Origin of the sequence: Thauera sp. (assembly GCF_034003485.1) — a bacterium.
Taxonomy (GTDB): Bacteria; Pseudomonadota; Gammaproteobacteria; order Burkholderiales; family Rhodocyclaceae; genus Thauera.
In genome coordinates this window covers 11,888-34,481 of sequence record NZ_JAVEYL010000028.1, presented here as the reverse complement: position 1 = coordinate 34,481, position 22,594 = coordinate 11,888, and the positions used below count along the sequence as shown (strand labels likewise).

The following is a 22,594-nucleotide window of genomic DNA, read 5'->3' as shown; positions in this document are numbered from 1 at the left end:
ACAGGGCGCGCGAAAGCTGCCGGCAAGATAACACAAAGCCCCGCAAGCCAAGGCAACACGGACGTGTCATGCGGACCATCAAAGCGTCTCGACCTCGAAGCGCACCACTGCGCGCCTTTCGCGGCTGAACTGCACGCCGATCGGGTGGTTCCACCACGCACGGAGACTCACCCCCGCAGCACCCGATATAGCGACATGATGATCCCCGCCGTCGCGCCCCAGATGAAGTAGCCCTGATACGGCATCGCGTGGAAGTGCCGCAGGCGCCCCTCGTGCATGATGCTGTGCTGCTCGTGGTTCGCGGGATCGAGGAAGTGCGACAGCGGCACCTCGAACGCCTCGGCCACCTCAAAGGCGTCGAGCGTCAATTCAAACGGCGGCGTCACCAGACCGACCACCGGCGTCACGCGAAAGCCCGTGCCGGTGAGGTAATCGGGCAAGGTGCCGATCAGCTCGATGTGGCGGCGGTGGAGGCCGATCTCTTCTTCGGTCTCGCGCAGGGCGGTGTCGATTGGGGAGGTGTCGGCCTCTTCCACCCGGCCGCCCGGAAAGCTGATCTGGCCGGGGTGATGGTGGAGGTGGTCTGTGCGCTTGGTCAGCAGCAGCGACGGAGCGTCGTCCCTCAACACCAGCGGAAGCAGGACCGCTGCCGGCTTGTGCGCCTCACGTTCCAGAATCTCGGGCCAGTCCGCCGTCGGATGCCGTTCGGGCATGAGAAGACCGCGCCTGAGTTCCTGCAGTTGTAGTTGATAGCTCCGCTGCAACAAATCCCACGCCCTCAAGTTTTCTCGAGTAATCCAAGTACGCGAAGCGCAAGAGTCTATCCCGATCGGAGAAGGCTCGGTGCGACGGGGCAGAAAACTCCTCCCCAGCGCCCTTGGCCTGCCCTTTGAGCGCGCCAAACTGCCTCACCCATATGCTTCCAATAGCGCTGGAGACATACGGTTCCGCCAGTCGTTCAGGGAGGACGACCACTGAACCCTGCCAAGTGACCGCTGGTCCCGCCACACTGGTCCGCCGAGTCCTGAAGACGATAGGCTGCACACAAAGCATGCACGCACCTGCGACATCTGCTCCGGCAAGCACACGCCGTACCAAGGCCCGACCGCCGGCCGCGAAGCAGAAGAATCTCGCAGGCAGTGCTGCACAGTTCACATCCGCCGCAGCCGGCAGCGTTCAAAATTCAATCGAAAACTGATAGTCACCCCTGCAGCGCAACGAGGAACCATGCCAGCATGAAAAAGCTGACCCAGCGCGTCCGAGGTTTCACCCTCATCGAGCTAATGATTGCCGTCGCGGTGATCGGGATATTGGCATCCATCGCTTACCCGAGTTATACGGAGTACGTTCGCAAGGCAAGGCGGGCGACCGCCGAGTCGGCCTTGATGGACATTGCCAGCAAGCAACACACCTATCTGCTGTCGCGCCGCACCTTTACAGCCAGCGAGACCGATCTCGGCTTTTCCGCCCCCCCGGAATTGAACGGGCTTTACACGTTCACCATTGAAGCACCCTCCGCCACCACCTTTTCGGTGAAAGCAACGCCCGCTGGCGCGCAGGCCGCAGGTGGTAAGGAGCAAGAGTTGGAGATCAACGAACTCGGCGAGAAGAAACCGTCCGCTGCAGGCTACTGGGGTAAATAGCCGTGTTGCCGACACGCACCACAGCGTCGAACGGAAGCCGGGATCAAGCAGGCTTCTCACTCGTCGAGTTGATGATCGTGATCGCCATTGTCGCCATCATGGCCGGGATCGCGGCGCCCTCGTTTCAGGACATGCTCGCGTCACAACGACTGAGCGCGGCAACTTCGGCGCTCAATGAATCCCTGTGGCTGGCGCGGAGTGAGGCGATCAAGCGCAACACTGCCGTCAGCTTCGAGTTCGATGACATTGCGGAAGGCTGGAGCGTGAGCACCGCGGTCGGCGCACTAGAGATACTCGTCCAGGAACCGATATCTGGGGTTGCATCGGCCGGCGAAACCTTTCAGTTCAATGCATATGGCCGTCTGGATCCAAGCACCACGATCAAGCTCGAAATTGAGGCCACCGGGACATCCATCCAGCACTGCCTTTCGATCAATGGGATGGGGCGGCTCAGCATGGAGAAGCAAGCATGTCCATAACCATGAAGGCGACGAAGTTACAGGGCGGCTTCTCGATGATCGAGGTCCTCGTCACGATGATCATCGTTGTGGTCGGTCTGCTCGGCGTCCTCGGCATGCAGACCAAGGCCACGACCACTGAGTTCGAGTCCTATCAGCGCGGCCAGGCGCTCGCCTTGGCGCGCGAGATGCAGAACCGCCTGCTCAACGCCCGCGGCGACGTCACCCAATACGTCACCGGCAGCAACCGGAGCTCGACGGACGGGAGCGTCTTCATGGGTACCGGTTCAACCGCATTCGCACAGGACGCCACGTGCACGGACTTTTCGGACGCGCTGCGCAACCTCTGTGATTGGGGTGAAATGCTCAAGGGCAGCGCAGCCGTTGAAGGCGAACGTGGCGTCGGTGCGATGACCGACGCCCGCGGCTGCCTGATCCGTGTCGAGCCCGCAGAAGGGAATGCACTCGCCGACATCTATGTGGCCGTCGTCTGGCGAGGCGTGGTCCAAGGCAGCGAACCGGCCGCCGACTCTCCCGCGGGGCGCTGTGCGTCGGGCGTCGACTACGGCACCGGACTCCGCCGCGGTTTGTCCGTTCGGGTTCTGATTCCAGACCTGAAGAAGGACTCGACGGCCGGTGGGCCGATCTTCACCGAATGACGGCGGACCACATCATGCGATTCGAGACGAAACGCGGACAATCGTGGCGCACAGCCAGGCCACTGCGAACATCCACCCCGTGGCTCGCTGTGCCGACGAGCGATCCCGTCGGCGACATGGGCGCGCTTTCGAGCCAGCGTGAAGGGAAGACGATGACGCACCTTCGCGCCCATCGCGCGGCGGCAAGCCCCGCACGCACGCAGGCCGGCCTGACCCTGGTTGAACTGATGGTGGCGCTGACCATCGGCCTGATCATGATCGGCGCCATCGGCACGCTCTTCATCGGCTCCTCGGGGGCTCGGCGCGAAGTCCAGTCCAGCGCCGACGCCTTTGAGAATGCGCGCTACGCGATGGATCTGCTGACGCGGGAGCTGTCGCAGGCGGGGTTCTATGGCACTTGGACAAAAGATCTGAGTACGACGTCCACACTAGGCGCGCCCTGTGCGGCCGCTGCTGTTGGCGGTGGGCATGTTTACGGATGGAACCAAGGGCAAGCAGACGCAACGTGCTTGGCAGGCAGGAAAGCCGGGACAGACGCGATCTTCGTGCAGCGCGCGAGCACCTGCGAAGCCGGTGCGGGCGGCTGTACAGCTGTGCTGAGCACGCGGGCGTACCTTCAGGTCGCAGAATGCATTGACGATGGCGATGCTTACCGGCTCAAACAGGGGAATGCAGCCGGAATCGCACAACTGACCCTCAGGGCGAAGAACTGCACCTCCACCGCGCCAGCGAGGGAGCTCATCCGGCGGGTTTATTACGTAAATCAGAACGACGTACTGAGCTACCTCGAGATCAGGCCTGGCGGGAACGTGACCGTGCCGCTCGTAGAGAACATCGAACAAATACAACTCGCCTACGCGGTCGACACGAGCGGTGACGGCTCGCCCGATCGATTCGAGCCGGCCTCTGCCGTTACCGCAGCAGAATGGGCCGATGTGGTTGGCGTGCGCGTCTGGCTCGTCGCTCGTTCCGAGACCGAAAGCGATCGACGCCCGAGCGGCCTGACACAGAGCTTTGAACTCGACGACATGGCTACCGACGGCCTGGATCTCACCAAGGCCTATCGACGCAGCGTGAGCTCCAGCTACATCTCCTTCGTCAGCCCCACCTTGCGCAAGGCGAAATGATGAACACCTCGAATCGCAACATCTCCGCACAGCAGGGGATCGTGCTCATCACCTCGATCGTCATGCTGGTGATGATGAGCCTGATTGCCATCACCATGATCCGCCTCGGCACGCGCCACACCCAGGTGGTCAATAACGAACAGCTACGGGTGGAAGCCGAGGCCGCGGCCAACTATGCGCTTGACCTCGTCCTCAACGACTCTGCCAACACCTGGAAAGTTTACGAAGGCGCGGGACGGATCGAGAAGGTCAATATCGGCCTCAACGACATGGTGGCCGCCTCCACCACCGCGATCGACGTCACCGTCCGTCAGTTGCAGTGCAAGCGGATCCGTGTCCTCAAGAACGAGGAACTGATCAGCAGCCAGGGGGGCACGAACTTCGTTTCCGCGATCAACGCCTCCTGCTTCGGCGGCGGCCAGACCCAGATGACGATCGTCGACACCGGCAGCGGCGCCAGCAGTTCGGGGGACTCCCTCTGTGCGTCGGCCTTGTACGAGGTTCAGGCGCAGACCTCCGACGCACGCCTCCTTGGTGCCAATGCGGTGATCACGCAAGGCGTCAATGTCAGGCGCTCGGTGCTTGAGCTCGACAGCTGCGACTGAGCCCTGTTCGACACCCCTATTTGAAGACCCTGGAGTCGGAAAAATGAAATTACTCCCTTCGATCCTGCGCCGCTCGGCACTCGCCCTGGCCTTGCTGGGCGCTTTCGCTCACGCCGAGGACATTGATCTCTATGCCGGGGTTAGCGGGACGGTTGGCGCACCGAATGTGCTGTTCTTCATCGACAACACCTCGAACTGGGCGACCAACGAACAAGACTGGAACAAGCTGGGCGCCCGGGCCAAGTGCGCAACCTCCGCCAATCCAACCAAATGCCTGGATTACGCCGATAAGATCTTCGGGCCCGGTGAATGTAAGAAGACGAACGATTGCAGCCTTACACAGGGCCAGGTCGAGTTGCGCGCCCTCAAGCTGGTCCTCAACGAACTCGTGTGCGGCCCCAACGGGAAGATGAAGGTCAATGCCGGGCTCATGCTGTTCAACGACCAGGGCACGAAAGGGCCCAAAGATGAGGGCTCTGCGGCCTCGGGTTACATCCGGCACCGCATCGCGCTGCTCGACAAAGACTCCGCGCACTGCAAGACCCTGCTCGACGATCTGACGAACATCGACGCCAAGATCACCACGCCCGACTTCAAGGGCCCATCCAGCGCCTCATATGGGCTCGCCCTTTACGAGGCTTTCAAGTACTTCGGCGGATGGACAAACCCGGCAGGGGCAGCAGCCGGCACCCCAGGCAAAGACCCCGGGGACACGAGTTTCGGCCCGGTTCGCTACTCCAACCCACTCAACCGCGAAGATAGCGGCGCCTTCGTCGACGGCGCCAAGACGACCTACAAGAGCCCGCTCACCGGGGACAACCTGTGTGGAAACAATTTCATCGTGCTGATCGGGAACGCTTTTCCGAATCTGGAGGCGAATAGTGGTGGCACGAGTACTCGGCCGACCACTCAGACGCTCTTCCGGCTCGGTTATAGCCCCCCGCAGATTTACCCCGTCCCCCTGAAGTCGTCCGACAAGGTGCGCTTTGCAGACGAGTGGGCGGCCTTCCTGTACCAGACTGACGTCAGCCCTGAACCCGACATCCAGAACATCCGGATGTTCACCGTCGACGTTCACAACGCAAAGCCGGACGCAGAGCAATCCGCCCTGCTGAAATCCATGGCCGACCAGAGCGGCCCTGGTGGCTACTTCACGGTCGGCGGCGATCTCTATCGTCTGATCTCGGCCTTCGAAGACATCCTCACCCAGATCGCCTCGGTGAACAGCGTCTTCGCCGCGGCTTCATTGCCGGTCAGCGTCAACACCCAGGGCAGCTTCCTGAACCAGGTCTTCATGGGGGTGTTCCGCCCCGACGGCAATTCCCAGCAGCGCTGGATGGGCAACCTCAAGCAGTTCCGCTTTGCACTCAGCGGCGACCTGCTGGCGCTGACCGACAAGGCTGGCAAGATCGCCGTGGATTCACAGAACACCGGCTTCCTGCAGCATTGCGCAACCAGTTTCTGGACCACCGACAGCGGCACCTACTGGCAGACCGTGACCGGCTTCAGCGCCCCTTCGAACTGTACGACCTCGGACTTCTCGCCCTTCTCCGACGCCCCGGACGGCCCGATCGTCGAGCGCGGCGCAGCCGCCCAACGCCTTCGCCAACTTGACCCTGATACGGAGCGCAACATACGCACCTGCTCGTCGAGTGCGTGCAGCGGCGACCTGACCGACTTCAGAACCAGCACATCGGCCGGGCTGAGCGCCGCAGTCAAGGACGACGGAGGCACCGACCTCGTGAATTGGGTGCGGGGTGCGAACCTAGGCGACGGCTCGACCAACGCCACCGGTTTCACGAGCTGGCAGCAGTTCGGACTGGCGGCCGACGTACCACGCCCCACCCTTCATGGCGACGTGGTGCACTCGCGCCCGCTGGCGGTCAACTACGGCACCAATGGCAGCGATGACGTAGTCGTTTTCTATGGCTCCGGGGACGGCATGCTGCGGGCGGTCGACGGCAACCAGGAAGACGCGGCTGCAACCCTGGCCGATGAGGGCAAGGAGTTGTGGGCCTTCGTCGCGCCCGAGCACTGGAGCAAGCTCAAGCGGCTGCGCACCAACAGCCCCTTGGTGAAATACGCCCACATGGATCAGAGCAACGTCACGCCTACGCCGGAACCGCGGTCGTGGTTCTTCGACGGCTCGATCGGCGGCTACCTGGAACGCAACGCCTCCACCATCGACAAGGTGTGGATCTACCCCACGATGCGGCGTGGCGGCAATGCGGTCTATGCCTTCAACGTCACCAGCCGGCCCTCGACGACCCAGCCGACGCTGCTGTGGCGCTACAGCGACGCCGATGAATCGAGGATGGGACAGAGCTGGTCGACCCCGGTCGCCATCCGCGTCAAGGGCATTGCCGAGCCGATGGTGGTGTTCGGCGCCGGCTACGACGCCTGCGAAGACAGCGAGACCCCCGCGACCTGCGATGGCGTCACCAAGGGCAAGGGCATCGTGGTGCTCGACGCTGAGCAAGGCAAGGCGCGCAACTACCGCTTCATCGGCGTCGGCTCGGGCGAGCTCGACAGTTCCGCCGGCCGCTTCGTCGCCGACATCGCCAGCATCGACGTCAATGGCGACGGTTATGTCGACGTGCTGTACGCGGCCGATACCCGCGGCAACGTCTGGCGGATCAACACCAGCGACCCCAACAACAGCTTCGGCGCCTACACCGGCGGCGTGGCCGACTGGCCGGTCAACAAGGTGGCAGCGGTCGGCAATTTCAGCGGCGACAAGAGCGAGTGGCGCAAATTCCTGTATGCACCGAGCACGGTGACGCTAGCGTCGCAAAACTCCGGCATCGCTCAGGTTGTGGTCCTGATCGGCTCCGGCGACCGCGAGAAGCCGTCGGCAACGTCGAACGCCGCCAAGGTGGTGAATCGCTTCTATGGCATCTTCGACGACGTGTCCAAGGTGACGACTGCGACCATCACCGTGGCCAACGGGGTGGGTGCCAGCGACAACATGATGGACGTCACCGGCAGCGATCCGATCAACCCGACCGCCTTGGCGGGCTACAAGGGCTGGTATCTCAACCTGTCCACCTCCGTTGAGCCCTATGAGCAGGTGGTGACAACCCCGCTGACGATCGCCGGCGAGACCTTCTTCAACACCTTCCAGGCCAAGTCCGCTTCGGCCAATGCCTGCCTGGACCTCGGCACGGCGCGCGGCTACCGGATCAATTTCCAGACCGGCACCCGCCTTCCGGGCTATCCGCTGCAAAGCAGCTTCATCTCGCCGGGATTCCCGCCCTCGCCGGTAGGCGGCACGGTGTTGATCGACGATGACAATAGCCCTGACACTGACGACGTGCGCGTGCCCTTCGTGATCGGTGGCCAGGGCAAGACGCCCATCCTGCCGCAGAAGCTGGTGCCGAAGGTCGAGCCGACGCGCGAACCGGTGTATCGCTTCAAGCAGATCGACGAGTAAGGTCGCTGCGCTGTAAGAACGACTTGGCCGGCTCCGTGGAGCCGGCCAAGTCGTTTGTGTTACCCAGCTCGTTTACTTGCGTTGCCGCCGAACGCCCAGGCCCAGGAGTCCGAGTCCGAGGAGAGCGAGCGTCCCCGGCACCGGCACCGGATTCCCGCCATTGCCATTACCGTTTTCTCCAGGGATCACGAGATCCCCGGCAGTGGCGAGTCGGTCGGTGTCGCTGCGAAAGACGAGCAGATCGCCCGCCCCGAGCCCATTGCGCCCTGTCGTCCGCGAGAAACTGAGGTCCAGCGTGAGGTACAGATCGCCGTAAAAAGTGTCGCCAGTGGTTTCGCGGATACCGACCCGATTGCCGTAGGTGCCAGCAACGATCAGTCCGTTCGGACCATCCATCCAGTTCGCCGACCCGATGCCCCCATTCGACTCAAGGATATTGCTGCCGACATCCGAACCGGGAGTTCGCTCCGGCGTCACGACCACGTCGAAGAGCGCGCTCGCAGGACGCAAGTCGATCGAAAGCCCCACCATGACCCCCTGGAAGTCCGTGGCGAATTCGAGCTGCCAGGGACTCACGTTGCTGTTGCCGCTCATGCTCAGGCTCCAGCCGTTGGTCGAAATCGCACCGCCCTGCCCCGCCGCCAAGTTGATGGCCGCCCAGGAGAGGCTCTCGGCGGGACGATCGGCGAAGGTCGCAGTGACGAGCGCCGCAGCCATGTCGTAGCCGGTTGTCACGATGCCCGCAACTGCGCCCGTCGTGTAGGACGTACCAGCGGTAAACGAAACACTCGGCGTGATCAGCGCTGCCGAAGCGCCACTTGCAGCCATCAGAGAGGCAAGGGCAAAGGCTACGGGCAGCATTTTTTTCTTGAACATGAATACATCCTCGGAAGGGAAAAGCCGTGAAGTCTTATCGGCGCAACTTCCCATGAAGCATTTTTTGTGCCTAATCCATAAGACAAAAAATAACGTTGCGCAATCATGTATTTATCGCGCTTTTCCGAGAACACATTTGCGCTGGGCCAGCATCACTGTAAGAATTTCCGACAATCCAGCGCGCTGCGAATTGTTCGCGAAACCGGCGCACTGTTCACGCGCCCCGCCTTGCCCCGCTCAATGCCGGCAGGTAGGCCCCAAGACCGCTCAATAGCGCTTGTGCAGGACCAGCTGGTCCGCCTCGCGGCGCATCTCCAGCCGCTTGATGAAGCTCATCCCGAGCAATGCCACGCCCAAGCCGCCCTCGTGCACACTCGCTTCGACCCCGTGCAATACGATCCCGCCAATGCTGATCCGGTCCAGGGTGACCAGATAGGCCGTGATGATGCCGTTCGCAGTGCTGATTTGAATCGGACGCCCCGCTCGATAATCCACCCCAGCGCGCTTGGCCTCGTCCGCGCTAATTGCCACCAGCGTCGCCCCCGTGTCCACCATGAATCGAATCGATGCGCCGTTCACCGCCCCTTGCGCCCAATAGTGCCCACGCGAATCGGACGCCAGGCGCATGGTCGGTGACCCGGATTGCGCCGAGGATGCATCCCCCATTCGGACCGGCCCGCCGCCAAAGAAGACTTGGCGGCGCGTGCCATCGACATCAATCACTGCACTTGCGTCTCGAATGTCGACCAGTGTGACGCCTTCATACGTCCGTTGTCCCACGGCCAAGGTTTGCGGAGCACCACCGTTGACGACAACCACTGCACGCCGGCCAAAGATGCCTGCCAGTTCCACTTCAGCAGCAAACGCGCCTAAAGGATGAAAAAGCAGAACGCAGACGGCAGGGAGAATCCAGTTTGTAAGGCGCATGACTCGGATCGTTCAAGGAGTTGGCCAAATGGTGGCACAAACAATCGCCCCGTCTCGGGCAAGGGCATACGGGGTCGCGAAATCAGTCACACAATCAATCAAGCCTCGATCGCGTTAGGTCCCGAGTCAGGTCTCACCCCGAGCACTCGCCTACCCCCCCGCCACATGCCGCCGCGCCCTATAAAACGCCAAAATCCGCCTCACGTACTCCTCCGTCTCCGCATACGGCGGCACACCGCCAAAGCGGTCCACCGCCCCCTCCCCCGCGTTGTACGCACCCGCCACCCGCGCGATGTCACCGTCGTAGCGGGCGATCAGCCACTTGAGGTAGGCAAGGCCACCGCGCACGTTCTGCTCGGGGTCAAAGGCGTCGCGCACACCAAAGCGCTCGGCGGTGTCCGGGATCAGTTGCATCAGGCCCATGGCGTTGCGGGGCGAGCGCGCGCTGGGGTTGAAGTTCGATTCGGCGCGCACGATGGCCAGCGCCAGCCGCGCATCGACGTCGAAGCGCGGCGCCAGGCGCTGCACCAGGCGCGCGTGCGCGCGGTGATTGCGCGGCAGGCCGGCGATGTAGTGCTCGACGACCTCGTGCGGCACGACCGCCTCGCCCTCTGCGGACGGGAGCGCCCCTGCGGCGTAAAGACAGGGTGGCAGGTGACTGTCGAGATCGCCCGGCAGGGGTCGACGGATGGACGACAGCAGCGTTTCGGCGCGCGCATGGCCGCGCTGGGCGGCCAGGGCGAGCAGCACGTGGCCGGTGTCGTGCCCGCGGCGTGCGCGCAGCGGGCCGAGGTAGAGCCGGCCGAGCTGGTATTGGGCTTCGAGGCTGCCGTGTGCGGCGGCGGAGCAGTAGAGCCGTGCGGCGACGAGGCGGTTGCCGGCGGTGTTGGCGCGATTGGCGCGCTCGATGAGGCGGACGAGCTCGATCGGCTCGTCGGTCCAGGCCGGCACCTCCGCTTGCAGCGGCAGCGCAATCGCCAGCAGGACGACGAGCGCGAGCCGCCGCATCAGGCCCAGGTGTCGATGTAGCCGCCCGCGGTGCCGACGCTCGGCGCGGGTGGCTGGGGGATGGCCTGCAGCAACTGCATGGCGCTCTGTTGCTGGATGTCCATGGTCTTCCTGAGCACCGAGATCGCAGCCTCGTGCTGGACTTCGGCCATGGCATTGGAACTGGCTGCGGCGGCGATGGATGCGACGTCCATGACAAATCCTTGGTGCGTTGGGGACTGTGTGGGTTAACGACGCGTGGGGGGCGGACTTGAGGTTTGCGGGTGTGCCTTGCTGTTCGACGGCGGTTTGCTGCGTGTAATCGAGGCGCGGATTGTCCGCGAGAAAGCGTTTCGCCTCACGGCTGTGCCCGCGCCTGCTGCCAGGCCTGGTATTCCGAGCGGCGCAGGCGATATCGGGCGATGCTGCCTTCGTGTAGTTGATCCAGCGCAGTGGCGAGCATCTGGGTGAAGGCGGCCTGGTCGGCTGTGTCGGCGTGCGCGCGCGCCAGCGCTGCAAGGAGGGGCTGGTCCACTTGCCGGAGGCCTCTGACCACCGTCTGTACGGCCTGTATCAGCGCCTCCCGGTACTTGATCTTCAGCGGATCGGGCGCGACCAGGGTCTGGCTGATGGCGAGGTAGCGCTGGCACGAACGCTCGTAGGCCCAGACGAACACGTCGCGCAGCAGGTCGATCTGGTTGAGTTCGTACACGCCCAGGGTGCCCTCGACGTAGGCGCGCTCGGGCACGTCGATGAAGGACAGGGGGCAGAGGTTGTGCTTGATCAGCGGAAGGTTGGCGCCGATGCGCGAGACGCGCTTGTTCACGTCTTCGAAGGGCTGCAGGTAGGGCAACTGCACCATCAGGAAGAAGGCCTGCTCGAAGGGGTCAGGGATGGCGGCGGCCTTTGCCAGCAGAGCGATGAAGCAGTCTTCGGTGACCTGCGGCATGGCGACCGGATGAAATACGGTGCCGGAGATCTCGACCGGCCGCCTGCGCAAGCGGCCACAGGCCGTGGGATCGCGCATCAGGTCCTGCGCCAGGACGGCGTGCAGGTTCTTGAAGGTGAAGGCGTCGAAGCCGACCTCGTCGGCGTCCTCGACCAGCATCTCGATGGCCGCCTTGTGGTTGAGGATCATCTGGGTTTCGATGGCGTCCTTGCCTTGGGCGACCTGGCCGAATTCGATGAGATGCTGCGTGTCGAGCCGGCTGTAGGTGTTGCCCTCGAGTCTGGATGACGCCCACGACAGATCCACCAACAGCCGGCCCAGGATGTCTCGAGCATAGGTGCCGGCCGGGCGCTCGCTGACCGAGGTGCGACCCATCTCGTGCAGTTGGCGCCGCAGCGCTTCGGGCAGGTAGAAGCTCGTCCCGGGTTGGTAGGCGTCGAGAAATTCGCGCTGGTAGCCCACCGGGTGACGGTGCATCAGGGGGCGCCTGACCAGGTCTCGGATGACGGCGCCTTCGGGGGACACCGGCACGTACAGCTCGGGCTCTGCGGCCAGCATCGCCGTGGCGTTTGCGGGGCGACTGGCGTAGGTCCTGGCGCCCGCGGCGGCCTTGTACACCAGGGCGACACTTTCACCCTCGGTGGTCAGGCGCTGCTGATCGATGAGCTTTTGCAAGCGGCGCTGGAGCGTGCGACGGTTGAGCCTGACGCCGCCACGCTGCGCCAGTTCCGCTCCGAGGTCGGCAATGCGAATTCCGCTTGCGTGGGCGGTGACGATGGATTCGATCAGCTCGAGGTCTTCGGTCGGCGTGGCGCGCGGCATCGGGTGTGTTCCTGCTGGCCAGAAGCTGCATTAAATGGCGCGCCCGAAACAAAAGGCGCGACAACATTTTGTCGCGCCTTTTGTCGGGCTTCAAGCAGATTGTGTCGGGCGTCTTGGGCGGAGGAATCCGGTAACTGAATCCGCCGAGCTCAGGCTGCGTCGAGCACCTGCATTTCGATGCGAAGCCCGGCAGCCGTCGCCATGTTCACGAGCGCATCGAGGCCGAACAGGTTGATCTTGCCGCGCATGAGGTCGGAAATACGCGGCTGAGTCACGCCAAAAAGCTTGGCCGCTTGCGCCTGGGTCATTTCACTGCGCGTGATGTGATTCTTCAGCGCCGTCAGCAAGGTAGAGCGCAACTTCATGTTCTCCGCCTCTTCCGGGGTGTCTTCGATCGCATCCCAGACGTTGGCAAATCGCTGCTTTGTCATTGGGCTAGTTCCTTCAACAAGTCACGGTAACGCTTGGCAGCCAAGTCCAGATCGGTCTTGGGAGTCTTCTCCGTCTTCTTCTGGAAGCAATGAAGCACATAGACGGCATCAGCGAACTTGGCGACGTAAATGACCCGGAACGCCCCAGCCGCATCCCGAATCCTGATCTCTCTCACGCCCTGGCCCACGGTGTTCATCGGCTTCCAGTCGTCCGGCTCCTGACCATGCTGCAGCTGGTCTAGCTGATGACCCGCCTCTCGCTTGGCCGCCATTGGGAATGCACGAAGGTCGTCAAGCGAACTACCCAGGAACTCCACTGGTTTTGGATCAGTCATGGCTGAAAAATACAAACTTTTGTATATCTTGGCAAGTTTGCTTGACGAAAAAATAGACCGCTGACGCGCTTAGCTCGGGTTCTCGTCCTGAAAGCAAAAGTGGCCATGCAGGGCTGAACGACCCGCATAGCCACTCCCTCATCAAGGCACCAACGGTTCAGTCGCGGAAATTCCCGTACTGCAGCGGAAAGTCCGTGATCTCCTTCTTGACCAGCGCGATGGCGTCCTGCAGCACGTCGCGCTTGGCGCCGGAGACGCGCACGGCGTCGCCCTGGATGGCGGCCTGGACCTTCATCTTGCTGTCTTTCAGCAGCTTGACGATCTTCTTGGACAGGTCCTGTTCAACGCCGACACGGACCTTCACTTCCTGCTTGACCTTGTTGCCGGAGATCTTCTGCACGTCGCCGTAATCCAGGCAGCGCACGTCGACGTTCTTCTTCGTCATCTCGGGCAGCAGGATGGTCTTGATCTGGTCGAGCTGGAAGTCGCTGTCGCCGTAGAGGGTGAGCAGCTTTTCGGCGTGTTCGATCTTGGCGCTGGTGCCCTTGAAGTCGTGGCGGCCCTCGATCTTGCGGTTGGCCTGCTCGACGGCGTTACGCAGCGAGGGCTGATCGACCTCGGACATGATGTCGAAAGACGGCATGGCTCCCCTCCCCCGGTCAGCCGAAGTGGCAGATGTAGTGGTAAGGCTCGCCCACGACTTCGATGTCGAAGCTGGAATTGCCCGGCACGTTGAAGGATTCGCCGGCGCCGTAGGCCTTCCATTCTGCCTCGCCCTTCATGCGCACGCGGCAGCTTCCGGCCACGCCTTCCATGATCTCGGGCGCGCCGGTGTTGAAGGTGAGCGTGGCCGGGAGGATGACGCCGACGGACTTCTTGGTGCCATTGGCGAACTGGATGCTGTGGCTGACGCACTTGCCGTCGAAGTAGACGTTGGCCTGGGTGGCGACGGCGACGCCGTCGATCTTGGCGGTGATGGCCATGAGGTACAGATTCCTTATTCGATTCCGAGCACTTTCTGGATGATGGCCTTGGCGACGAAACCGACGAAGCCGATGCCCAGGCCGAGGAACATCCACATCATGCCGTAGCGGCCTGCTTTGGATTCCTTGCCCAGGTTCCAGATGATGAACAACATGAACAGGATCAGGCCGGTGAGGCCGACCTGGAGGGCAAGGTCCTCGAACTCGGTGAAGCTGAGTCCGAGGATAAGGTCTTCGTTGTTCATCGCGTCGAATTGGCCGGGTGAGCTTCGTCTCGCAAAAGCGTGTGCTGTGGGAGCGGGCTTGCCCGCGAATGTCGGTCTCGCGAGCGCTATTCGCGGGCAAGCCCGCTCCCACGAAAATTAGCCGCGCTTGGTCTTGGCGTTGGCGGCGATACGCATGCGCAGTGCGTTGAGGCGGATGAAGCCGTGGGCGTCCTTCTGGTTGTAGGCGCCGGCGTCGTCCTCGAAGGTGGCGATGGTGGGGTCGAACAGCGAATCGGTCTTGGAGTCGCGGCCGGTGACGATGACGTTGCCCTTGTAGAGCTTGAGGCGCACCCAGCCGTTGACGCTCTGCTGGGTGTTGTCGATGAGGGCCTGCAGCGCGAGGCGCTCGGGGCTCCACCAGTAGCCGTTGTAGATCATGCTGGCGTAGCGCGGCATGAGGTCGTCCTTGAGGTGGGCGACTTCGCGGTCGAGCGTGATCGATTCGATGGCGCGGTGCGCCTTGAGCAGGATGGTGCCGCCCGGGGTCTCGTAGCAGCCGCGGCTCTTCATGCCGACGTAGCGGTTTTCCACCAGGTCCAGCCGCCCGATGCCGTGCTTGCCGCCGAGCTCGTTGAACTTGGCGAGCAGCTCGTGCGCCTTCATGCGGGTGCCATTGATGGCGACGAGGTCACCCTGCTCGAATTCCAGGTCGACGTATTCGGCGGCGTCCGGCGCGGCTTCGGGCGAAACCGTCCAGCGCCACATCGATTCCTCGGCCTCGGCGGCGGGATCCTCGAGGTGGCGGCCTTCGAAGGAGATGTGCAGCAGGTTGGCGTCCATCGAGTAGGGCGAGCCGCCCTGCTTGTGCTTCATCTCGATCGGGATGCCGTGCTTTTCGGCGTAGGCGAGCAGCTTCTCGCGCGACAGCAGGTCCCATTCGCGCCACGGGGCGATGACCTTCACGCCCGGCATCAGCGCGTAGTAGCCGAGCTCGAAGCGGACCTGGTCGTTGCCCTTGCCGGTGGCGCCGTGCGACACGGCGTCGGCGCCGGTGGCGCGCGCGATGTCGATCTGGCGCTTGGCGATGAGCGGGCGGGCGATGGAGGTGCCGAGCAGGTACTCGCCTTCGTAGACGGTGTTGGCGCGGAACATGGGGAAGACGAAGTCGCGCACGAACTCTTCGCGCAGGTCGTCGATGAAGATGTTCTCGGGCTTGATGCCGAACTTGAGCGCCTTGATGCGCGCGGGCTCGAGCTCTTCGCCCTGACCGAGGTCGGCGGTGAAGGTGACCACTTCGCACTGGTAGGTGTCCTGCAGCCACTTCAGGATGACCGAAGTGTCCAGCCCGCCCGAGTAGGCGAGCACTACTTTGTTGACGTCGCTCATGCTGTTTTCCTGTTTCCTGCTGTGTTGCCGGCACGCACGCCCGTGTGTGCCGTGAGTGTTCGATGTTTCGTGGGAGCGGGGTTCTCTTGATCAGTCCTGAATGCGGCCGAGCACCAGGTATTCCATCAGCGCCTTCTGCGCGTGGAGGCGGTTCTCGGCCTCGTCCCAGACGACCGACTGCGGGCCATCCATGACTTCGGCGGTCACTTCTTCGCCACGGTGCGCGGGCAGGCAGTGCATGAAGACCGCATCCTTGTGTGCCACCGACATCATCTCGGCATCCACGCACCAGTCGGCGAAGGCCTTCATGCGCTCCTCGTTCTCGGCTTCGAAGCCCATCGAGGTCCACACGTCGGTGGTCACCAGGTCGGCGCCGCGGCAGGCATCCATCGGGTCGGCGAACTGCTCGAAGTGGTCGGTGCCGTAGAGGCCGGCGCGCTCGGGCTCCACTTCATAGCCCGGCGGGGTCGACACATGCACATTGAAGTCCAGCACCTCGGCGGCCTGCAGCCAGGTGTTGCACATGTTGTTGCTGTCGCCGATCCACGCCACCGTCTTGCCCTGGATCGAGCCGCGATGCTCGATGAAGGTGAAGATGTCGGCGAGGATCTGGCAGGGGTGATATTCGTTGGTCAGCCCGTTGATGATCGGCACGCGCGAATTGGCCGCGAAACGCTCGACGATGTCCTGCTCGAAGGTGCGGATCATCACCAGGTCGCTCATGCGCGAGATGACCTGGCCAGCGTCCTCGACCGGCTCGCCGCGACCGAGCTGCGAGTCGCGCGTGTTGAGGTAGATCGCCGAACCGCCGAGCTGCTGCATGCCGGCCTCGAATGACAGACGCGTGCGCGTGCTGGCCTTCTCGAAGATCATCACCAGCGTGCGGTCGAAGAGCGGGTGGTAAGGCTCGTAACGCTTGAACTTGTCCTTGATCCACTTGGCGCGCGCGAACAGGTAGTCGTATTCCTCGCGCGTGAAGTCGTTGAACTGCAGGTAGTGCTTGATCGAGGTCATAGGCAGTCCTCAGCCGTTTGCGAGGAAGTCGCGAATCATCGGCGCCAGCATGGCCACCAGGGTCTGCGCGTCGGCCGCGGTGAAGGTGAGCGCCGGCAGCAGGCGCACCACGCGCTCGGAGGTCACGCTGATCAGCAGGCCCTGCTCGGCCGCACGCCCCATCAGCGCGCCACAGGGGCGGTCGAGCTCGATGCCGATCATGAGGCCGCGGCCACGGATATCGACGATGCCGGCGACGCCCGCGAGCGCCTCGGCCATACCCTTGCGGATCGCCTCGCCGACGGCAACGGCGTTGTCCATCAGCTTGTCGTCGACGATGGCGTCGAAGGTGGCGAGCGCGGCTGCGCAGGCGAGCGGGTTGCCGCCGAAGGTGGAGCCGTGGTTGCCCGGCCCGAACAGGCCCTTGGCCTTGCCCGCGGTGACGCAGGCGCCGATCGGCACGCCCGAGGCGAGGCCCTTTGCCAGGGTCATGACGTCGGGCATGGCGCCGGCGTGCTGCCAGCCAAACCACTTGCCGGTGCGGCCCATGCCGCACTGGACCTCGTCACAGATCATGAGCCAGCCCTTCTCGTCGCACAGGGCGCGCAGCTCGCGCTGGAAGGCTTCGTCGGCCACGTTGACACCGCCCTCGCCCTGGATCATCTCGACCATCACCGCGGCCACGCCGTGGTTGTGCTCGCCGATCTTGCGGATCGCCTCGATGTCCTTGTAGGGCACACGGATGAAGCCCTGCACCAGCGGCTCGAAACCGGCCTGCGCCTTGCGGTTGCCGGTGGCCGACAGCGTCGCCATGGTGCGGCCGTGAAAGGCCTGCTCCATGACGATGATGTGCGGCACGTCGATGCCCTTCTTGTGGCCGTACATGCGCGCGAGCTTGATCGCGGCCTCGTTGGCCTCGCAGCCCGAGTTGCAGAAGAACACCTCGTCCATCCCCGAGGCCTCGGCGATGCGGTCCGAGAGCTTGTCCTGCAGCGGGATGCCGTAAAGGTTTGAAGTATGCAGGACGCGCGCAGCCTGGTCGGCGATGGCCTTGACCAGGCGCGGGTGGTTGTGGCCGAGGGTGCTGACGGCGATGCCGGAGAGGGCATCGAGATAACGCTTGCCAGTCTCGTCGTACAGCCACACGCCTTCGCCGTGCGTGAAGGCCACCGGCAAGCGCGCGTAGGTGTTCATGACATGGGACATGGGGTACCTCGATCTGAACGAAGCCAGGAAACGCGCACGGCGGCAGGTGCCGCCGTGCAGGAACAGTGCTGAATGTTAAGCCAAAACCCAGCGCCCTGTACATAAGCGCCGCGGGGACAGGCTCGCCAACAGCCGCGCTCTCACATTCCGCCAGCGGGCGCCGGCATACGGTTTTCTGCTAGAATCCGCCGCGTTTTGATTCTGGCAGCCAAGAACCGGAACAAGGACATCCCCGAAGCCGCCAAGGCATCACACATGAACCAGAAGATTGAAAACTTCATCATTGTCGGGGTCACGAGGGAGGGGAAGAAATTCCGTCCAAGCGACTGGGCAGACCGCCTGTGCGGCGTGATGTCCGCCTTCGGCGCCGACCACCGCATGATGTATTCACCGTATGTGCGCCCGGGCTGCACGCTCAAGGGCGACAAGACCGTACTGGTGGACGCCCGCCTCTACGACGTCGAGCCGCTGGCCTACAAGTTCATGGTGAACTTCGCCAACGACAACAACCTGCAGATCGAGTGGGTCGGCGACACGCCGCTCTGAGACTGCGCCGACGAGTTCGACCTGAAGCCCTTTATCCGCGACAGGCAACAAAAAAGCGACCCGCAGGTCGCTTTTTTTGCTTCGGCGCCGAAGCGCCGACATCGTGCAGCAAGAATCAGGCAGCCATCGACTTGACGGCAGCCGACAGACGGCTCTTGTGACGAGCAGCCTTGTTCTTGTGGATGATGTTCTTGTCCGCGATGGTGTCGATCGTGCTCATCGAGGTGCGAAAGACCGACTGAGCCGCCGCCTTGTCGCCACCCACGATGGCCTTACGCACGGCCTTGATCGCGGTACGCAGGCGGGAACGAAGGCTGGCGTTGTGTCCGCGGGCCTTGGTCGCCTGACGGGCGCGCTTGCGAGCTTGTGCCGAGTTGGCCATAAATTTGAATTCCGTATTGGTGGTTCTAGAAAAGTCCGTGATTATATGAACCCAAGCCGAGGAATGCAAGCGCGTTCTGGCGCTCTGCTCGAGTTCCTGCTTTATACCGCGCTTATCGGCACGCCGGCGGGCGGCTATGATGCGCGCTTCGTGTTTTCTGGACGCCCGACCGGCGCCCGCCCCCGACCGGCATGAACCTCCTGCGCGCCCTCGCCACCGTCAGCGGCATGACGCTGCTGTCCCGCATTCTCGGCTTCGTGCGCGACTTCGTGATCGCGCGCGCCTTCGGCGCCGGCATGGCGACCGACGCCTTCTTCGTCGCCTTCCGCCTGCCCAACCTGCTGCGGCGCATGTTTGCCGAAGGCGCGTTCTCGCAGGCCTTCGTGCCCATCCTCGCCGAGTACAAGAACCGCCAGGGCGAGGAGGCCACGCATACGCTGGTCAATCGCGTGGCGACCCTGCTCGGGCTGGTGGTGGCGGTGGTCGCGGCACTCGGCGCGCTGGCGGCACCGTTCATCATCTATGTATCGGCGCCGGGCTTCGCGGGCGACCCGGGCAAGTTCGAGCTCACCGTCGAGCTCACCCGCATCACCTTTCCGTACATCTTCTTCATGTCGCTGGTGGCGCTGGCCGGCGGCGTGCTCAACACCTGGAGCCGGTTCGCGATCCCAGCCTTCACCCCGGTGCTGCTCAACCTCGCCTTCATCGGCATGGCGCTGTTGGCGGTGCCGTACTTCGATCCGCCGGTGCTGGCGCTGGCGTGGGCGGTGTTCCTGGGCGGGCTGCTGCAGCTCGCGCTGCAGATCCGCCCGCTGATGAAGATCGGCATGCTGCCGCGCTTCGACTTCAACCTGTCCGACCCCGGCGTGCGCCGCGTCATGAAGCTGATGGCGCCGGCGATCCTGGGCGTGTCGGTGAGCCAGATCTCGCTGCTGATCAACACGATCTTCGCGTCCTTCCTGGAGAGCGGCAGCGTGTCGTGGCTGTATTACGCCGACCGCCTGATGGAGTTTCCCGCCGGGCTGCTGGGCGTTGCGCTGGGGACGATCCTGCTGCCGAGCCTGTCCCGGCTGCACGCCGACGACAAGGCAGACGAATTCTCGTCGCTCCTCGACTGGGGCCTGCGCCTGACCCTGATGCTGACCCTGCCGGCGGCGCTCGGACTGGCGCTGCTGGCGGTGCCGCTGGTGGCGACGCTGTTCAATTACGGGGCGTTTTCCGCCACCGACGTGATGCACACGCGCAGCGCGCTGGTGGCCTACAGCGTCGGCCTGACCGGGCTGATCCTGGTGAAGGTGCTGGCGCCCGGCTTCTACGCCCGCCAGGACATCCGCACGCCGGTGAAGATCGCGATCATCACGCTGATCGCCACGCAGTTGATGAACCTCGCTTTCATCCTGCCGCTGCGCCACGCGGGGCTGGCACTGTCGATTGGGCTGGCGTCGTGCGTGAACGCGGCGCTGCTCTACCGCGGGCTGCGCAAGCGCCAGGTGTATATGCCGCAGCAGGGCTGGGGTGTGTTCGCGTTGAAGTTGCTGGCGGCGCTGGTGGTGATGGGCGGCGTGCTGTGGTTTGCGAGCGGGCCGGCGGCACTGTGGACCGAGATCGGCGGGCTCGAGCGCGCCGGTCGGCTGGCGCTGGTGGTGGGCGCGGGGGCGATGGCGTATTTCGCGACCCTGTTTGCACTTGGCTTCCGGCTGCGCGACTTCCGCCGGCGCGGGACGACCTGATCGGTTCAAGCCACCGGCGGCAGCGGGATCTGATCGCTGCGCCTGGCGCCCGCGGTGAAGGCGCGGCAGTCCTCCAGGAACCGCCGCATCGCCGCGCTGTGATATTTGCCGCGATGCCACACGAAGCTGAACCTCCGGCGCAGGTCGAGTTCCGGCGTCTCGAGCGCCACCAGGCTGCCGCGACGGAAGGCGTCGCGCAGCGCAAGGCGCGACAGGCAGCCCAGCCCCAGCCCGCTCTCCACCGCCCGCTTCACCGCTTCGGTATGTTCGAGCTCGAGCCGGGGCACGATGCCGCCGGGCCAGTGACGCAGTGCCGCATCGAAGGTGGCACGCGTGCCCGAGCCGCGCTCGCGCAGGATCCACGACTGGTCGGCAATCTCGGCAAAGGCGACGCTGCCGCGCCCGGCCAGCGGATGACCCGGCGCGCAGAACACGACGATCTCGTCCTCAACCCAGGTTTCCACCTCGAGCTCGGGATCGACCACCTGCCCCTCCACCAGGCCGAGGTCGATCTCGTGGTGCAGCAGCATGCCGGCGATGGTGGCCGTGTTGTGCACCTGCAGTCGGACGCGGCTCTCGGGGTGAGCCTGCAGGAAATTCGACACGATCAGCGGCAGCAGATAGTTGCCGATGGTGAGCGTCGCGCCCACGCGCAGGCTGCCCAGCCCGCGCTCGCCGCGCAGCAAGGCTTCGATCTCGGAAGCGCGGTCGAGCAGTTCCACCGCATGCGGCAGCAGCAGGCTGCCCTGGTCATTGAGGCGCAGGCGCTTGCCCTTGCGATCGAAGAGCTGCTGGTCGAACTGGTTCTCGAGCTCGGCCAATGCCGCGCTGGCGGCGGATTGCGACAGCGACAGCGCCTCGGCCGCGCGCGAGACGTTCTCACTGCGCGCGATCTCGACGAAGACCTGCATCTGGCGAAGGGTGAATCGCATATCGACTCGATAGGTAAGCGATAGAAGAATTATCCACCTTAGCACTAAGAGAAGCTGCCTAGAATCTGCCCATCGTCAAACGGCCCCGGGGCCCACTCCGGCAGAGACCCAAACCATGAGCAATCTCGTCACCGAACGCGTCCTCAGCGTCCATCACTGGAACGACTCCCTGTTCAGCTTCCGCACCACCCGTAACCCGGGGCTGCGCTTCGAGAACGGCCAGTTCGTGATGATCGGGCTCGATGTTGAGGGCAAGCCCCTGACGCGCGCCTACAGCATCGCCAGCCCGAACTACGAGGAACACCTCGAGTTCTTCAGCATCAAGGTGCCCGACGGCCCGCTGACCTCGCGCCTGCAACATCTGCGCGAGGGCGACCCGATCGTGGTCAGCAAGAAGCCCACCGGCACGCTGGTGCTGCACGACCTCAACCCCGGCAAGCGCCTCTACCTGCTCGCCACCGGCACCGGGCTCGCGCCCTTCCTTAGCGTGATCCAGGACCCGGAGACATACGAGCGCTTCGAGAAGGTGGTGCTGGTGCATGGCGTGCGCTTCGCGTCGGAACTAGCCTACACCGACTTCATTACCCGCGTGTTGCCGCAGAACGAGTTCTTCGGCGCGCAGGTGCGCGAGCAGCTCATCTACTACCCGACAGTCACCCGCGAGCCCTTCCGCAACACGGGCCGCATCACCCACGCGATCGAGTCCGGCCGCCTGTTTGCCGACATCGGCCTGCCGGCGCTCGATCCAGCGCACGACCGGGTGATGATCTGCGGCAGCCAGGCGATGAACAAGGACTGCTGCGACCTGCTCGACGCGCATGGCTTTGCGATGTCGCCGCGCATCGGCGTGCCGGGCGATTACGTCATCGAGCGCGCGTTTGTGGAGAAATGAATGCAGACGCGGGCCGCAAACGCACATGTCCTATCCGGAATTTGTTGATCTAGATCAAATCTCGAAGATCGGCTGCCGATAGCATC

The 22,594-nt window shown here is 63.7% G+C and carries 25 protein-coding genes; 9 read left to right on the top strand and 16 right to left on the bottom strand.

Features of this window, described 5'->3' with window-relative positions; translation table 11 throughout:
* Positions 1-167 precede the first annotated feature (167 nt).
* Positions 168-713: a CoA pyrophosphatase gene (locus RBT54_RS14760; RefSeq protein WP_320367819.1), complete on the bottom strand. Its 546-nt coding sequence runs from the start codon at positions 711-713 to the stop codon at positions 168-170.
* A 522-nt stretch (positions 714-1,235) separates the two neighbouring features.
* Between RBT54_RS14760 and RBT54_RS14755 the strand changes: the two genes are divergently transcribed.
* From RBT54_RS14755 to RBT54_RS14730, 6 genes are read left to right on the top strand one after another with little or no spacing between them, the layout of a single operon-like run.
* A complete protein-coding gene (locus RBT54_RS14755; RefSeq protein ID WP_320367818.1) occupies positions 1,236-1,643 on the top strand; it encodes a type IV pilin protein in 408 nt (135 codons plus the stop codon).
* Between the two features lie 2 nt (positions 1,644-1,645).
* Positions 1,646-2,122 carry a GspH/FimT family pseudopilin gene (locus tag RBT54_RS14750; RefSeq protein WP_320367817.1) on the top strand — a complete coding sequence of 159 codons (477 nt, stop codon included), beginning with the start codon at positions 1,646-1,648 and terminating at the stop codon, positions 2,120-2,122.
* Entirely contained in the window at positions 2,113-2,760 is a 648-nt protein-coding gene (gene pilV, locus RBT54_RS14745) for a type IV pilus modification protein PilV (RefSeq protein ID WP_320367816.1), read from the top strand. The genes RBT54_RS14750 and pilV overlap by 10 nt, the downstream gene beginning before the upstream one ends.
* A 14-nt stretch (positions 2,761-2,774) precedes the next feature.
* Entirely contained in the window at positions 2,775-3,887 is a 1,113-nt protein-coding gene (locus RBT54_RS14740; RefSeq protein WP_320367815.1) for a PilW family protein, read from the top strand.
* Positions 3,887-4,492 (top strand): hypothetical protein, encoded by a 606-nt coding sequence (locus RBT54_RS14735; protein ID WP_320367814.1) that lies wholly within the window; start codon positions 3,887-3,889, stop codon positions 4,490-4,492. The genes RBT54_RS14740 and RBT54_RS14735 overlap by 1 nt, the downstream gene beginning before the upstream one ends.
* 43 nt (positions 4,493-4,535) lie before the next feature.
* Positions 4,536-7,925: a pilus assembly protein gene (locus tag RBT54_RS14730; RefSeq protein WP_320367813.1), complete on the top strand. Its 3,390-nt coding sequence runs from the start codon at positions 4,536-4,538 to the stop codon at positions 7,923-7,925.
* Between the two features lie 72 nt (positions 7,926-7,997).
* On the opposite strand, the gene RBT54_RS14725 is transcribed toward RBT54_RS14730, so the two are convergent.
* The 13 genes from RBT54_RS14725 to RBT54_RS14665 form a co-directional block, all read right to left on the bottom strand.
* Complete coding sequence (locus tag RBT54_RS14725) at positions 7,998-8,801, bottom strand: PEP-CTERM sorting domain-containing protein (RefSeq protein ID WP_320367812.1); 804 nt, start codon at positions 8,799-8,801, stop codon at positions 7,998-8,000.
* 267 nt (positions 8,802-9,068) lie between these two features.
* Positions 9,069-9,728, bottom strand: coding sequence for a TIGR02281 family clan AA aspartic protease (locus RBT54_RS14720; protein WP_320367811.1), 660 nt, complete (start codon positions 9,726-9,728; stop codon positions 9,069-9,071).
* Between the two features lie 150 nt (positions 9,729-9,878).
* Positions 9,879-10,736: a lytic transglycosylase domain-containing protein gene (locus tag RBT54_RS14715; RefSeq protein ID WP_320367810.1), complete on the bottom strand. Its 858-nt coding sequence runs from the start codon at positions 10,734-10,736 to the stop codon at positions 9,879-9,881.
* Positions 10,736-10,930, bottom strand: a complete 195-nt coding sequence (locus RBT54_RS14710) for a YjfB family protein (RefSeq protein WP_320367809.1) — start codon at positions 10,928-10,930, stop codon at positions 10,736-10,738. The genes RBT54_RS14715 and RBT54_RS14710 overlap by 1 nt, the downstream gene beginning before the upstream one ends.
* A 143-nt stretch (positions 10,931-11,073) precedes the next feature.
* On the bottom strand, positions 11,074-12,486 hold the full coding sequence (locus tag RBT54_RS14705) for a Fic family protein (protein WP_320367808.1): 1,413 nt from the start codon (positions 12,484-12,486) through the stop codon (positions 11,074-11,076).
* 149 nt (positions 12,487-12,635) lie between these two features.
* Entirely contained in the window at positions 12,636-12,917 is a 282-nt protein-coding gene (locus RBT54_RS14700) for a helix-turn-helix domain-containing protein (RefSeq protein WP_320367807.1), read from the bottom strand.
* Entirely contained in the window at positions 12,914-13,267 is a 354-nt protein-coding gene (locus tag RBT54_RS14695) for a type II toxin-antitoxin system RelE/ParE family toxin (protein ID WP_320367806.1), read from the bottom strand. The genes RBT54_RS14700 and RBT54_RS14695 overlap by 4 nt, the downstream gene beginning before the upstream one ends.
* A gap of 142 nt (positions 13,268-13,409) precedes the next feature.
* Positions 13,410-13,895, bottom strand: coding sequence for a YajQ family cyclic di-GMP-binding protein (locus tag RBT54_RS14690; protein ID WP_320367805.1), 486 nt, complete (start codon positions 13,893-13,895; stop codon positions 13,410-13,412).
* Positions 13,896-13,911: 16 nt separating this feature from the next.
* Positions 13,912-14,235 carry a pyrimidine/purine nucleoside phosphorylase gene (locus RBT54_RS14685; RefSeq protein WP_320367804.1) on the bottom strand — a complete coding sequence of 108 codons (324 nt, stop codon included), beginning with the start codon at positions 14,233-14,235 and terminating at the stop codon, positions 13,912-13,914.
* Positions 14,236-14,249: 14 nt separating this feature from the next.
* Positions 14,250-14,480 carry a DUF2788 domain-containing protein gene (locus RBT54_RS14680; RefSeq protein WP_320367803.1) on the bottom strand — a complete coding sequence of 77 codons (231 nt, stop codon included), beginning with the start codon at positions 14,478-14,480 and terminating at the stop codon, positions 14,250-14,252.
* 117 nt (positions 14,481-14,597) lie between these two features.
* Positions 14,598-15,827, bottom strand: coding sequence for an argininosuccinate synthase (locus RBT54_RS14675; protein ID WP_320367802.1), 1,230 nt, complete (start codon positions 15,825-15,827; stop codon positions 14,598-14,600).
* A gap of 90 nt (positions 15,828-15,917) precedes the next feature.
* Complete coding sequence (argF, locus tag RBT54_RS14670; protein WP_320367801.1) at positions 15,918-16,841, bottom strand: ornithine carbamoyltransferase; 924 nt, start codon at positions 16,839-16,841, stop codon at positions 15,918-15,920.
* 9 nt (positions 16,842-16,850) lie between these two features.
* Positions 16,851-18,026 carry an aspartate aminotransferase family protein gene (locus RBT54_RS14665; RefSeq protein WP_320367800.1) on the bottom strand — a complete coding sequence of 392 codons (1,176 nt, stop codon included), beginning with the start codon at positions 18,024-18,026 and terminating at the stop codon, positions 16,851-16,853.
* Between the two features lie 255 nt (positions 18,027-18,281).
* On the opposite strand from RBT54_RS14665, the gene RBT54_RS14660 reads away from it, so the two are divergent.
* Positions 18,282-18,572 carry a DUF3579 domain-containing protein gene (locus tag RBT54_RS14660; protein ID WP_320367799.1) on the top strand — a complete coding sequence of 97 codons (291 nt, stop codon included), beginning with the start codon at positions 18,282-18,284 and terminating at the stop codon, positions 18,570-18,572.
* A gap of 115 nt (positions 18,573-18,687) precedes the next feature.
* On the opposite strand, the gene rpsT is transcribed toward RBT54_RS14660, so the two are convergent.
* On the bottom strand, positions 18,688-18,954 hold the full coding sequence (gene rpsT / locus RBT54_RS14655; RefSeq protein ID WP_320367798.1) for a 30S ribosomal protein S20: 267 nt from the start codon (positions 18,952-18,954) through the stop codon (positions 18,688-18,690).
* A 191-nt stretch (positions 18,955-19,145) separates the two neighbouring features.
* On the opposite strand from rpsT, the gene murJ reads away from it, so the two are divergent.
* Entirely contained in the window at positions 19,146-20,684 is a 1,539-nt protein-coding gene (murJ, locus tag RBT54_RS14650; RefSeq protein ID WP_320367797.1) for a murein biosynthesis integral membrane protein MurJ, read from the top strand.
* Positions 20,685-20,689: 5 nt separating this feature from the next.
* Here the strand turns inward: murJ and RBT54_RS14645 are convergent, their stop codons facing one another.
* Positions 20,690-21,616 (bottom strand): LysR family transcriptional regulator, encoded by a 927-nt coding sequence (locus tag RBT54_RS14645; RefSeq protein WP_320367796.1) that lies wholly within the window; start codon positions 21,614-21,616, stop codon positions 20,690-20,692.
* Between the two features lie 115 nt (positions 21,617-21,731).
* Between RBT54_RS14645 and RBT54_RS14640 the strand changes: the two genes are divergently transcribed.
* Positions 21,732-22,508, top strand: a complete 777-nt coding sequence (locus RBT54_RS14640) for a ferredoxin--NADP reductase (RefSeq protein ID WP_320367795.1) — start codon at positions 21,732-21,734, stop codon at positions 22,506-22,508.
* Positions 22,509-22,594 lie beyond the last annotated feature (86 nt).